This window comes from Streptomyces sp. NPDC096012, assembly GCF_040426375.1.
In the GTDB taxonomy this organism is placed as follows: domain Bacteria; phylum Actinomycetota; class Actinomycetes; order Streptomycetales; family Streptomycetaceae; genus Streptomyces.
Genome location: NZ_JBEOTD010000033.1, coordinates 25,703 through 39,062, shown reverse-complemented (window position 1 = coordinate 39,062; position 13,360 = coordinate 25,703). Strand labels below are relative to the sequence as shown.

Below are 13,360 nucleotides of genomic sequence, written 5' to 3'. Positions count from 1 at the left end.
CCGTTCGGCCGGACGGAGCGGTTGGGCGGTCACAACAGGTCACCGCTGCCGTAGGGGGCGTACAGGTCGAGCAGCCGGACCCGGGTGGCGTGCAGCCGCTGTGCGACCACGCGTCCCACCCACACCGCTATGGCCCGTCCGAACGCGGGATCCGCGGCGCACATCGCACGCACCGCGTCGGCGTCGAACTCCCAGGCCCGCACCGGGGTCATCGCCTCGGCGCCCAGGTGCCAGAGGTGGGGCGGGAAGTGCCAGGACCAGCCGACGAGTTCGCCGTGCCCGAGCGACTCGACGACGGCCGGCCTGCGACCGGGCACGTGCAGATCGAGGGCGACGGTTCCGGTTCGTACGATCCAGAAACGGTCGGCGTGCCGACCCTCCTCGAACAGGCGTGTCCCGGCTTCGAAGGAGGCCTCGCGGGCGAGGTGCATCAGCCGTTCGCGGTACACGGGCTCGAGCGCCGTGCTCATGGTGGTTGCGGAGGTCATGGCACCGGCTCCCTTCATGGACGGTCGGTTCCCAGCGTCCGCGACCTCGGCATCCGGCACCACGGGCCGCCCGGACCCAGCGGTGGGCCCTTCGGCTCATACCGCGCGGGTATCGCCGGGCCGGCGCCCATCCACATGACCGGACGGGAAGGCCCGTCACCCGCTTCTCGCGGATCCCGATTGCGCGGTGCGCGGCTGCCGGCCGCTTCTCCGCGTCTTCTACGGGTCCTTCCCGCCACTACCAGCGCACCACCGAAACCGCCGGCCCACCAGGGCCGATCGGCCCCGATGCGGCGGCTTCGCGCGGAGCCCGCAGTCTGTCCGGGACTACTCACGGACTACTCACGGCGCAGCCAGTCGTCGGCCCTCTGTGCGCGGCCGGTCCGGCGGGCTGTCCGCGCCTGCCGTCGAAGCGGTAGGTGAGGCCGTCGACCACGTCCACGACTCCGCGGTCGTCGGGCCGGTCAGCGCAGTCGGCGCAGGTACGGGTCGTGGGGCCGGCGCGAGACCAGCCGTACGCGAGCGTCGACGGCGGTGACGCCGTGTGGCCCGGCCAGCACAGGGTTGAGGTCGGCCTCCGCCAGCTGGGGAAGATCCGTGGCCATCCGGGAGAGGCGGTGCAGGAGTTGCTCCAGGGCGCCGAGGCCGACGGCAGGGCTGCCGGCATAGCCGAACAGCAGGGGAGAGCAGCGCGGGGAGGTGAGCAGGGCGTGCACGTCGAGGTCGGTGAGCGGGGCGAGCCGGGCGGCGTGGTCGGCGAGCAGTTCGGTCGCGGTACCACCGAGGCCGAACACCACGAGGGGTCCGAAGACCTCGTCCTGGACGACTCCGGCGAACAGTTCGGTGCCGCGTTCGGCGAGCGGCTGGACGACCACTCCGGTCATCCGGTCGCCGAACCGGGTGACCAGATCGCGATGGGCGGCCCTGACCTGTGAACCGTTCTGCAGGTCGAGGTGGACGGCGTGCTGCTCGCTCTTGTGCACCAGACCCGGCCAGTAGGCCTTCATCACGACGCGTCCGTCAGGTCCGGCGAGCCGTTCGGCCGCTGCGACCGCCTCGTTCTCGTCCCGGGCCCACACCCAAGGGATCTGCGGGATGCCGTAGCAGCCCAGGAGCACGGCCGTGGTCCGGGGATCGATGCCAGCCGCCCTCCGGATGGGCCTCCAGGTAGGCAGTGGCCAGGTCCTTCGCGCGTACGGTCGCCACGTCCGGCAGCTCAGGTACCGCGCCCGGCTGCCGGGCGAGCCAGTCGGCGCGGGCCGCGGCGTGGGCCAGGGCGCGGGCGGCGTCCTCGGCGTCGGAGTACGCGGGCAAGGTGGCCCGGCCGGCGGTCGGCAGCAGCTCGACGCGGGCCGCTTGCGCGGGGAGCACCGCGAGGACGGGGCGGGCGAGCGGGCCGGGGGCCGAGGTCAGGGCGCGTACCAGGTCTTCTCCGGTGGCCGTGGCGACCGCCGTGGGGACCAGGCTCACGAGGACGGAGTCGACAGTGCCGTGCCCGGCCAGACGGCGGACGCATGCCTGTAGTTGCTCCTCGCCGACGGCCGCCGTGACGTCCACGGGGTTGGTCGCGGTGGCGCCCTCGGGCAGCAGGGCGCGGAGCTCGTCCACCACGCCGGCGGCGAGCGGCGGGATCACGAGTCCCGCGTCCACGCACGCGTCCGCGGCCAGGACGCCGGCCCCGCCCGCGTTGCTGACGACGGCGACCTTCGTGCCGTGAGGCAGTGGCTGGGCGTGCAAGAGGGCGGCGGTGTCGAGTAGTTCACCGATGGTGCGGGTGGCGGTGATGCCGGCCTGGGTGAACAGGGCCTGCCGGGTCATGGTCGGAGTGGCCGCCGCCGCCGTGTGCGAGGCCGCGGCCCGCCGTCCGGCCTCGGACCGGCCCGCGTCCACGGTCAGCACCGGTATCGCTCGTGCCACCCGGCGGGCGGTGCGCGAGAAGGCGCGGGGATTGCCGAAGGACTCCAGGTGCAGCAGCGCCAGGTCGGTGTGCCCGTCGCTCTCCCACCACTGGAGCATGTCGTTGCCGCTGACGTCGTACTTGTCGCCGAGCGATACGAAGGTCGACACGCCGATGCCGAGCCGGGCCAGCCCGTCCAGCAGCGCGATGCCGACTCCTCCGGACTGTACGGCGACACCGGCTGTGCCGGGCCCGGGGTGGCGGGCGGCGAAGGTGGCGTCCAGGTGGACGTCGTCCTCGGTGTTGGCCAGGCCGAGGCAGTTCGGGCCGGCGAGCCGCATGCCGTGGCGCCGGCACGCGTCCATCAGGGCGTGGCTCTGGTGCGTGTCCAGGCCTGCGGACACCACGAGCAGGGCGCGCACGCCGGCCCGGCCGCACTCCTCGGCCACCTCGGCAACGGCTGCCGCCGGTACGGCGATCACGGCCAGGTCCGGCACCTGCGGCAGCTCTGCGACGGACCGCCAAGCACGCACCCCGGCGATCGCGGCGGCCTCCGGATGCACGGCGAACAGCCGCCCGGCGTAGGAACCGTTGTCGATGTTCCGCAGGACCGCGCGCCCGACCGACCCAGGCCTGCGGCCCGCGCCGATCACCGCGACCGTCCGGGGCCGCAGCAACGGCTGCAGACTGATGACGTCGGCGACCCGGCCCCGGGCGTCGACGGCGCTCAAGTAGGTCTCGTCCTCGGTGAGTTCGACCCTGCAGTGCACCTCGGGTCCCTCGAAGTGACGGGTGACGCGCAGCCCCAGGTCGTGGAAGACCTTCAGCACGTCGTGGTTCTCGGCCAGGGCGTCGGCGCTGAACGCGGTGATGCCCGCCGTCCGCGCGGCGTCCGCGAGGTGTTCCAGCAGGAGGGTGGCCACACCACGGTGATGCCAGCCGTCGGTCACGGCCACCGAGATCTCCGCCGTGCTGCCGTCCGGCAGCACCTCGTACTCGGCCAGCCCCACCAGCCGCCCGTCGTACTCAGCGGTCAGCGCGCGGTACCCGGGGCGGTCGCCTCCGGCCACCCGCTCGGCTGCCTGTCGGGCGGAGGACGGGCTGACGGAGAAGAACCGCAACCACCGGTTCTGCGGGGACATCTCCTCGTACAGCCGCTGCACCGCCGGCCGATCCGCCGGACCCGCCTGCCGTATGCGGACAGTGGTTCCGTCGGCCAGCAGGGCATGCACCGGGGCTTCCTGGATGTCGGTCATCACGAACCCTCCCTCCGGAGGCTCCCGTGTCCAGCGTCCGGCGGCGGGGCCCGGTCGGCACAGGGGCTGACCGGGCACGGGGCGGGCCGAACGGCCCTCCGGGGTGGGGCGGGGCTCCGGCAGACAGTCAGCGGGATCTCACCGGACCAGCGAGAAGTAGCTCTCCTCCTCCTGCGTGAAGTGCAGGCGGAGCACGGTGTGCAGGCCGTAGAGGCAGGCGCGCAGGTCGTCGAGCTGGCCAGGGGACAGGCCGCCTTCGGCGCGCGCCAGCTGCAGGTGGGTGGCGATGCGGCGGGCGAGGCGTTCGATCTCGGTGTGGGCCCGGCTCATGGTGGCCGTGGCCTCCGGGCCGCCGAGAGCGGGGGCGAGGGCGGGGTAGAGCTCGTGCTCCTCGGCGTACTCGTGAGGCAGGAGCCGATCGGTCAGCAGCCGGTGCGCCTCCTCGACGGCCGCGAGAGCCTGCGGGCCGGGGCCGTCGGAGAGGCGGTCAGCCGCGCTGTGCACCGCCTCGAGCACACTCTGAAGGTCGTTGTGTTCCGAGGCGAAGCGTTGGATGAGCGCCTCGGCGGCGGGGGCCAGCGCCGGCTGTGTGGCCCGGTCCGTGCGCAGCGCGCGCAGGGCGTTCAGGATGACCGCCACGTCGATGGCCTCCTGGAGGAGGGCGCCGACGGCGGGTGGCAGCAGGCCGGCGGCGGCTGCGGCCATCGCGGCCAGGGACATCGCCATCCCGCCCAGGGCACTCTGCACGGCGATCCGCCTGGCCCGTACGGCGATGAACACGGCGTCGGCGAGCCGGTCCACGCGATCGGTGGTCAGCACGATGTCGGCGGCTTCCGAGGAGGCGGTGGAGCCGCGGGCACCCATCGCCACACCGATGTCCGCGGCGGCCAGCGCGGGGGCGTCGTTCACACCGTCGCCCACCATGACGGTGACCGCGCGTTCGCGCTCGGCGCGCACGACGGCGACCTTGCCGGCCGGGTCGAGCCCGGCGCGGACGTCGTCCAGACCGAGGACGGCGCCCACCTCGGCCGCCGGCTCCGTGCGGTCTCCCGTCAGCATCAGCAGCCGCTCGATGCCCGCGGCCCGCAGGTGGCGAAGGGTGCGCGGGGCATCGGGGCGGAGGGGATCCCGGAGCAGCACCGCACCTGCCTGGCATCCGTCGACGGTCAGCCAGGCGACGGCCGCGCCGTCGAGAAGCGCCCGGTTGTCCACCACCCTCGTCCAGGCCGGGCGGGCACCGGACGCGTCGATGCGGCCGACGGACACCCGGTGACCGTCCACGGTGCCTGAAGCACCCCGGCCGGGCGTCTCCGTGACATCGGACGGCACTGTCAGGACCAGCTTCCGCTCCTGCGCGGCGCCGACGATCGCCTCGGCCAGGACATGCGGGGAGTACTGGTCCAGCGACCCGGCCAGCCTCAGCACCTCCGCAGGCTGCCACCCCGGTGCGGCGACCACGTCCAGGACGCGAGGGCGGCCGCGGGTGAGGGTGCCGGTCTTGTCGAGCAGCAGGGTGCGGGCCCGGCCCAGGTTCTCCAGGGCGTCGCCGTCACGCATGACGACTCCCAGGCGTGAGGCGCGGGAGATTCCGGAGACGATGGCCACCGGTGCGGCCAGTAGGAGCGGACAGGGGGTGGCGACCACCAGCACCGCTACCGCTCGTACCGCCGAGCCGCTCAGCAGCCAGGCCGCTCCCGCCACCACCAGGGCGAGCGGGAGGAACCAGGCCGCGTAGCGGTCGGCCAGCCGGACCACGGGCGCCGACTCGGCCCCGGCCTGCCTGGCCAGCCGCACGATCCCGGCGTAGGCACTGTCCTGCTCGGCTGCGGTGGCCCGCAGCTCGAAGGCGCCGCCGGCGTTGACCACCCCGCTGCGGACCGTGTCACCCGCCGCCCGTTCGACGTGCAGGGACTCGCCGGTGAGCACGGACTCGTCGAGGCTGGCCGCGGCGCCCTCCACCCGCCCGTCGACCGGGACGACCTCGCCAGGACCCACGACCAGCAGGTCACCCACGGCGACGTCGGCCAGCGGAACCGTGGCGACGCCGCGCGCTGTCCGCAGGCGTGCCGAGCGGGGCGCGTGCTCCAGCAGCGCACGCAGATCGTGCGAGGCCCGCCGCTGGGCGGCCGCCTCCAGGGTCCGCCCGGTGGCCAGCATGAGCGCGATCAGCGCGCCGGCCAGGTATTCGTGGACGGCGAGGGTGCCACCGAGAGCGAGAAGCGCGATCAGGTCGACGCCCGCACGGCCGTGACGAAGTGCGGAGAGCACCCAGCCAGCCGCTGGTAGGACCGCGGCCCATGTACCCAGACTCCACATCAGGCCGGCGAGACCCTCGTCACCGGCGAGCCAGGCAGCACCCCCTGCGGTCAGGGCCGCCGCCGTGACGGCCAGGAAGGCGGGCTCCAGCCGTGCCGAGGCCAAGGCCACGGTGAGAGAGCGCAGCCGTGTGATGAAGGCGGAGCGGTTCATGGCCACCTCTGTCCGTCCGACATTGCTGCCCGAGGCCTGGTCCCCGTCCATCACATCCCGGCGCGCCGGCCCTGCGGCAGGGGACGAACGGCCCTGACACCAGGGCCGTACCAACCCTGTTCGCGCCATCGCGGTCGTCCGATGCGACACGCCCTGAGCACACTCGCACGCGAATGAGGGCCCATCGGCCCCTCGCGTTGGCCTCACCGGCTCATGACGGGCTCGGCGACCCGACCGAACGTAAGGAACGGGCACTTCGAGAACAGCAGGCACCGGGATCATGTTTCCCGGCCTCACGAAGGGGATGAGCCACCCATGTTCTGGTACGTCCACGGCATCGGCGGATGGGGCTGGCTCGCCATGTCGGCCGGCATGATCTTCTTTTGGGCAGCGATCATCGCCTTGGGCGTCCTGCTGTATCGCGCCCTGGCGAGGCCGGGAGGGAGCAGCGACCGTGCCGACGACCGGCCGCTCGAACCCGCCCCTGAGCGGATCCTTGCGGAACGCTTCGCCCGAGGCGATATAGACGAGGACGAGTACCACCGCCGCCTGACCGTCCTGGTGAAAACCACGGGCGGCGTACCTCGCCCCGGCCGGCAGTGATCGGGATGAGGGAGCCGTGGACGAGAGGGCTTCCGTGGACGCCATGACGAACGGTGCGCCGTACTCGATCAATGGGGAAGAGGCGTACGGCGGTGCTGAGGGCGCCGTGAGCCGGGAGCCTTCGGCGTGTACCGATGTGCCGGGAACGCTCGGTGGCCGGCGCGGCGCGATGCCGCCGCTGGTCGGCAGAAGACCGGGTCGGAGGCGACGAGAGGGGACGATCAATGGCCGCGGTCACACTTCTGTGACCCCAGCCGTGCCCGCTGATCGCCGTCGAACCGGCCTGGCCGCAAGCGGGCCTCGGCCTGGCAGGTCCAGCCCGGCCGCACCGCTGGACCTGCCAGGCCGAGGCCGCGGACAGGCGGCGCGGCGACCGTCGTACCTGAGGGACGACTGCGTATCCATGGGAGGACCGACGATGACCGGCAACGGAGTACTCACCCGCAACGAATGGAAGACCGCGCTGGACCGGATCACCGAGGAGCAAAAGGGCGAACACGTCACCATCGAGGTGCTGGACCCGGAGGTCGGGCACCAGTACGAGGCCGAGCGGCTGCCCTTCGCATACCTCACCTATGACCCGAAGGACGACGCGGCGATCGTGGCGGTCGGCGGGCAGTCGGCCCGCTACCCCGTGGTGCTGAGGCACATCATCCCCCACCCCACGGAGATCGACGTCGCGACCGAGGACATCCCCGAACCGGCCGTCCGGATCGTCGCCTCGGACGGCACCATCACACTCATCACCTTCTTCAAGGCCGAGTCGTGATCCACGCCGGGTCCTGAGCCACCGGCCCCGCTGCGCCCGGGCGGGACCCCCGACCGTCGAGGACCTGGCTTCCAGAGCGCGACGGAGTCCTGCCGGGCCAGGGCCGACCGGTGACCTCGCACGACCGCGTGTTCGAAAGCCGGCAGTGGCTCGGCCGCGCCCAGTCCGATGGCGCTGGGCCGGAAGGCGTCGGGCTCGCCTTGCGGCAGCCCGTGCTCCCGCCGCAGCCCGGCAGGTCCGGGACTCGTCGAGGACGATGGGCGTCGGGTGACGGTCTCCGAGCGCCGGCAGGCGAACGTGACGGGCTGCCGCCACTCGGCGTCCCGGTCCAAGGCCTTCCTGCGGCTTGCCCGGGAGAGGTGTGCCGGGCGACGCCACGACCGTTCCCCTCGTTCGGTGGTGCCTCCTCTTCCCGTGCGACGCCGGATGCCGGGCCCCGCGACGCACGAGAGGTCCGCCCGTGCACGCCGGCCTCTCATGAGCCACACGCCGGCCCGCTCACGAGGGCCTCACCGAGGATCACCGCGGAGTCGACATCCTCACCCGGTGCGGCGGACGACGGCGACCGGGCAGTGCGCGTGCTGCACGACCGCCTGACTGACCGAACCGAGGAGCAGCCCGGTGAATCCGCCGAGCCCCCGGGCACCGACGACCACCAGTGCGGCGTTCGCGCTCGCCTCGATCAGTGCCTCACGGGCACCGCCCCGGACCACGACGTGCTCCACCGTGACGTCCGGGTACCTCTCCTGCTGCCCGGCGACTGCTTCGGCCGGCAGGCGCTCCTCGTCGGCCGCGAGGGCGCCCGGGTCCGATCCGTGAGCCGACGGATCAGGCTGCGGGGCCGCCGGCACGCTCGACCGCGTCGACGCATGCAGAGCCACCAGGCCGGTGCCACGAAGGGCGGCTTCCATGAAGGCGAACTCGACGGCGGCTTCCCCGGCCGGTGAGCCGTCGACCCCGAGCAGTACCGGCCCGGTGGCATCGGGGTTTCGCACCACCATGACCGGACAGTGCCCGTGTGCGACAAGCCGGACCGCCGTCGACCCCACCGACAGGCCCGCGAATCCCCCCAGCCCCCGACTGCCGACCGCCACCAGCGCGGCGGCGCGGGACTCGGCCTCCAGCACGGCCAGCGGCTTACCCGCCACCACCGCGTGGCTGACCTCGACATCGGGGGCCACGGAACGGGCATGCTCCAGCGCGTCGTCCATCAGCTGCCCTGCCGCCTCGCGCATCGCTTCCTGAGCCGAAACGGACGTCCACGGACCGAGCGGCGCATAGACGGCCGGCCAGAAGAACGCGTGCACCAGCTTCAGACCACACCCGCGAAGCCGCGCCTCACGCGCCGCGACAGTCACAGCCTCCAGGCTCGAAGGCGAGCCGTCGACTCCCACCACGACCGGCGAGCTCACGGCGAACACCCACCGGCCCGAAGCACGGCGCCGTCGCCGTCACTGCGTCCCGGAGGTCTGGACGCGTCAGGAAGCAGGCACACGTGCACCATGCCGCAGGGTCTGCTGGTCATCATCGGCGACGCCTCCTCAGCCCGTACTGTCCCTGAGGAGACGCTCACTGTCGCAGCGTCGCCTCGTGGGCGGCCCGTGCCGGAGCTCGCAGGCTCAGCCAGGAGCCGTCGACTCCGACCACGATCGGATCAGTCGTCGCCTTCTCCTGGACGGCGCGCTTCACCGGCCCCGTCGTTCGATCCGCGCGGTTCGTTCCTGTGCGTGACGGGTCATGGGAGCTGCTCCGCCAGACGTGGCCGGAAACGGGTGGCCGGCGTTCTCGCTCTCTCTTCCACCGTCGCCCATACGCCCCGCCGAGGCATCTCGGAAGCGCCTTCCGGGCCCCGTCGGCCGGGCAGCGGCCCTCGCAAGCGCGGATACCGTGGATCTCATCGGTTCCCGTCATGGTTCCGTCTCGGTTCCCCCTACGCACACGATGGCGCCCCTGGACGATCCCGGCTCCAGGAGGGTGGTTGCCGTCCGGGCACTCCCGGTCAAGCCGGTCCGGCGGACCAGGGCGGGGCCGTTCCGCCGGCTCCGCGGCCGGACCGGGTTCCGAACCCGTCGGACGTGCGCGTCAGTCGGTTCGCTTGCCGCAGCGCCTGCTGATCGCGCGGCGGAGGGGGGCTGGAAGCGTTCGGCGAGTGCGGTGGACGGTCCGCGTCGTGGCGGTCACCTCGGGGCGTGCCGTGGTGACGGCGTGGTCCTGGGCTCCTGGGTCCGCCTGGCCGCGTTCTCGGCGCAGGACGTCCAGGACGACCGAGCCGTCGACGGTCTCGCGGGCGACCAACTGTTCCGCCAGGCGTTCCAGGGCGGCCCGGTGGCCGCGCAGCAGGGCGACCGCGCGCTGCTCGGCCTGGCGCAGCAGACGCGCGACCTCCTCGTCGACGATGCGCTGGGTCTGCTCCGAGTACGGTGGCCGACCGGGCTCCTCGGTGGTCTCACCGAGGAAGGGCGAGCGGGAGGACGCGTACCCGATCGGGCCGAGTTCGGGGGAGAGGCCGAACTCGCGGACCATACGGGTGGCGATCTGGGTGGCCCCGGCCAGATCGTCGGCGGCTCCCGTGGATCCCTCGCCGAAGGCCACAAGTTCGGCCGCGCGGCCGCCCAGGCGCACCGCCAGCAGGTCGGTCATGTAACTCTCGCTGTACAAGTGGCGCTCTGCCTCGGGGAGTTGCTCGGTGACGCCCAGGGTGACACCGGCCGGCAGGATGGTGACCTTCGCCACCGGGTCGGCGTGCTCGCACAGCGCCGCGACCAGGGCGTGACCCGATTCGTGTACGGCCACGGAATGACGCTCCTCGGGCAGGAGCGCGTTGGAGGACTCCCGGCGTCCGAGCAGCACGCGGTCACGTGCGGCGTCCAGGTCGTGCGGCTCGATCCGGGTGCGGTTGTTCCGGACGGCGTTGATGGCACCCTCGTTGACCAGGTTGGCGAGATCGGCGCCGGAGAATCCGGGCGTGGCGCGCGCCACGGCGTCCAGGCCGACGGTCGAGGCCAGTTCCTTGTCCCGGGCGTGGACGGCAAGGATCGCGGCTCGCTCGGCCTGGTTGGGCAGGGGCACGGTGACCTGGCGGTCGAAGCGGCCGGGCCGCAGCAGGGCCGGGTCGAGGGAGTCGGGCCGGTTGGTGGCGGCGAGGACGACGATGCCGCTGGACTGGTCGAAGCCGTCCATCTCGGACAGCAGCTGGTTCAGGGTCTGCTCGCGCTCGTCGTTGCCGCCCAGCCGGGCCCCGCCGGCGCGACGCGATCCGAGCGCGTCGATCTCGTCGATGAAGATGATCGACGGGGCGCGTTTGCGGGCGTCGCCGAACAGGTCGCGTACCCGGGAGGCGCCTACGCCGACGAACATCTCCACGAACGCGGAGCCGGACACCGACAGGAACGGCACGTCCGCCTCGCCGGCGACCGCCCGCGCGAAGAGCGTCTTGCCGGTACCAGGTGGCCCGATCATGATCACGCCGCGGGGTCCCTTGGCACCAGCGGCCGTGTACCGGTCGGGGTTGCGCAGGAAGTCGACCACTTCGCTGATCTCCTGCTTGACCCCGTCGTAGCCGGCGATGTCGTCGAAGCCGGTGGTGGGACGTTCCGCCTCGATGATCTTCGCGCGCGAGCGTCCGATGGCGCTCAGCCCGCCGGTCACCGACCCCGCGGCCCGGCGCCCCATCCACATGACGAGGCCGATCAGCAACACGAAGGGCAGGAACGTGAAGAGCACGGACGACCACGCCGAGCCTCCACTGCCGCCCTGGCTGGCCTTGATCTGCACGTGGTGGGAGGTCAACTGCTGCTGGAGCTGGGCTCCGGTGCCCAGCGCGGTGGGGAGCTGGGTGGTGAACTTCGTCCCGTCCTTCAGAGTGCCGCTGACCGCTCCTTTGTCGGTGATGTCGACCATCCGCACCTGGCTGGCGCCCACCCTGCCGACGAAGTCGCTGTAGGACAGTGCGCTCACGTGCGGCCCTGACCGCGCGTGCGAGAGCACCAGGACGATCACGAGCGTCGACAGGATCCACCAGAGGATCCACCGCCCGCCGACCGGCTGCGGCTGCCCGGAGGGAGGCGGATGCGGCTCGCGCGGCCGCCCGGAGCCGGCCGGTGGCGTGAGGTGCCGATGCGGCATCCGCACTCGTGTGATCACCAGTCCCACCCCTTCGGGTCGGCACGAACGCCCTGCCGGCCGCGATCCGGTCATTCGCAGGCGACAGGGGGGAATGGCCCCGATGGGGACCGTCCGCTCGGAGCCCGCCCCGACTCGCGGCGGCCGGCCGGCCCGCGACCAGGAGCCGATCGGCACGTCCGCACGTCGTCTCGCCGCGACATCGACGAAGCGCACCGCCGTGCGCGGGCGTCTGGAAGGCCGGGGACTCGGGGTTTCTCTGTGGTCAGGCCGCTCCTGCTGTGCCCATCCTATTCCCGGGCGGGGCGCTCTTCCGAGCTCGAGGGCCTCGGCGCACGGCACGCGTCGGCCACAGGCACGGCGCCGCCGCCGTACGCGGACACTACGGCCGGAACCGGGCCACGGCCGGAGCGGCCCGGGCCATGTGGCCGGCGAACCAGTCACCGGCCAGGTCCGTGACCTTCTCCAGGGCACCGGGTTCCTCGAAGAGGTGGGTGGCGCCGGGGACGACCGCGAGTTCGTTCTCGCAGCGCAGCCTGGCCTGTGCCTCACGGTTGAGACCGAGCACCAGCTGGTCGTGGCCCCCGACGATCAGCAGCGTGGGCGCCGTCACCATCGGGAGCCGTGGTCCGGCCAGATCCGGCCTGCCGCCTCGGGAGACGACGGCGGCGATCCGTGCGTCCGGTTCGGCGGCCGCCCACAGCGCGGCGGCGGCGCCGGTGCTGGCTCCGAAGTAGCCGATGGCCAGGTCCCGGGCCTCGGGCTGCGCGCGCAGCCAGCCGGTGGCGTCCGTGAGCCGGTGGGCGAGCAGGTCCGTGGCGAAGACGTTGGCCCGGTCGGTCTCCTCCGCCTCGGTCAGGAGGTCGAACAGCAGGGTGCCCAGACCCCGCCGGTTCAGGCCGGCCGCGACGAACCGGTTGCGTGGGCTGTGGCGGCTACTGCCACTGCCGTGTGCGAACACCACTATGCCGAGCGCGCCTCGGGGGACCGTGAGCTGTCCCCGCAGCACCAGCGGACCCGCTCGCACACCGGCTTCCCGGTCCTGCGGCAGCGCACGACCCGGTGGAGTGAGGCGGGTGTTCACGGAACGGGCGAGGGCCTCCTCCAGACAGTCGACGACCTCCTCGTCGTCGGTCTGTGAGAAGTCGGCGTAGAACTGCCCGACGGCGTAGAAGTCCCACGGTGTGTGCAGGCACACCAGTTCGTCGGCGTCCGCGCCCAGTCGGGCACTCCAGTCATGCGGTGCCACGGGAACCGCGAGCACGATCCGTGCGGCCCCGCGAGCGCGAGCGATCCGGCAGGCCGCCCGCGCCGTCGAACCCGTGGCCACCCCGTCATCGACGACCAGCACCGTGCGGCCTTCGAGTCCCAGTGGTTCCCGCTCCCCCCGGTACCGCCGGGCGCGGCTCTCCAGCACCTCGCGCTCGCGCGCCTCGACCGCGGCCAGCGTGTCCTGGGTGGCACGGGCGGTGCGCACCACCTCGTCGTTGATCACACGTACGCCGCCTTCGCCGATGGCCCCCATGCCCAGTTCCGGCTGGAACGGCACGCCGAGTTTCCGTACGAGGCAGACGTCCAGCGGTGCGCCGAGTGCCCGGGCCACCTCTGCGGCGACCGGAACCCCTCCGCGGGGCAGCCCCAGCACCACGACGCCGGAACCCCTGAGGTGCTTCAGCCGGGTCGCCAATTGCCGGCCAGCATCCCGGCGATCCACGAAGTACATGATCCGGCCTCCTCGCCCCGGCGGAAAAGTCGT

7 protein-coding genes and 1 pseudogene are annotated in these 13,360 nt (G+C 72.8%); 2 read left to right on the top strand and 6 right to left on the bottom strand.

The window, feature by feature from the left end; genetic code table 11:
- Window positions 1–29: 29 nt before the first annotated feature.
- The 3 genes and pseudogenes from ABVB68_RS27220 to ABVB68_RS27210 form a co-directional block, all read right to left on the bottom strand.
- Window positions 30–488: a Crp/Fnr family transcriptional regulator gene (locus tag ABVB68_RS27220; RefSeq protein WP_353603788.1), complete on the bottom strand. Its 459-nt coding sequence runs from the start codon at window positions 486–488 to the stop codon at window positions 30–32.
- 464 nt (window positions 489–952) lie between these two features.
- A pseudogene (locus tag ABVB68_RS27215) lies at window positions 953–3,641 on the bottom strand (bifunctional acetate--CoA ligase family protein/GNAT family N-acetyltransferase).
- A 138-nt stretch (window positions 3,642–3,779) separates the two neighbouring features.
- On the bottom strand, window positions 3,780–6,110 hold the full coding sequence (locus ABVB68_RS27210) for a heavy metal translocating P-type ATPase (RefSeq protein WP_353603787.1): 2,331 nt from the start codon (window positions 6,108–6,110) through the stop codon (window positions 3,780–3,782).
- A gap of 315 nt (window positions 6,111–6,425) precedes the next feature.
- On the opposite strand from ABVB68_RS27210, the gene ABVB68_RS27205 reads away from it, so the two are divergent.
- Window positions 6,426–6,713: an SHOCT domain-containing protein gene (locus ABVB68_RS27205; protein WP_353603786.1), complete on the top strand. Its 288-nt coding sequence runs from the start codon at window positions 6,426–6,428 to the stop codon at window positions 6,711–6,713.
- A gap of 418 nt (window positions 6,714–7,131) precedes the next feature.
- Complete coding sequence (locus tag ABVB68_RS27200; RefSeq protein ID WP_353603785.1) at window positions 7,132–7,482, top strand: DUF5335 family protein; 351 nt, start codon at window positions 7,132–7,134, stop codon at window positions 7,480–7,482.
- Between the two features lie 539 nt (window positions 7,483–8,021).
- On the opposite strand, the gene ABVB68_RS27195 is transcribed toward ABVB68_RS27200, so the two are convergent.
- From ABVB68_RS27195 to ABVB68_RS27185, 3 genes are all read right to left on the bottom strand, one after another.
- Entirely contained in the window at window positions 8,022–8,894 is an 873-nt protein-coding gene (locus tag ABVB68_RS27195) for a universal stress protein (RefSeq protein ID WP_353603784.1), read from the bottom strand.
- A gap of 670 nt (window positions 8,895–9,564) precedes the next feature.
- Window positions 9,565–11,625 (bottom strand): ATP-dependent zinc metalloprotease FtsH, encoded by a 2,061-nt coding sequence (gene ftsH / locus ABVB68_RS27190; RefSeq protein WP_353603783.1) that lies wholly within the window; start codon window positions 11,623–11,625, stop codon window positions 9,565–9,567.
- A 361-nt stretch (window positions 11,626–11,986) separates the two neighbouring features.
- Entirely contained in the window at window positions 11,987–13,327 is a 1,341-nt protein-coding gene (locus ABVB68_RS27185; protein ID WP_353603782.1) for a phosphoribosyltransferase family protein, read from the bottom strand.
- Between the last annotated feature and the right edge of the window lie 33 nt (window positions 13,328–13,360).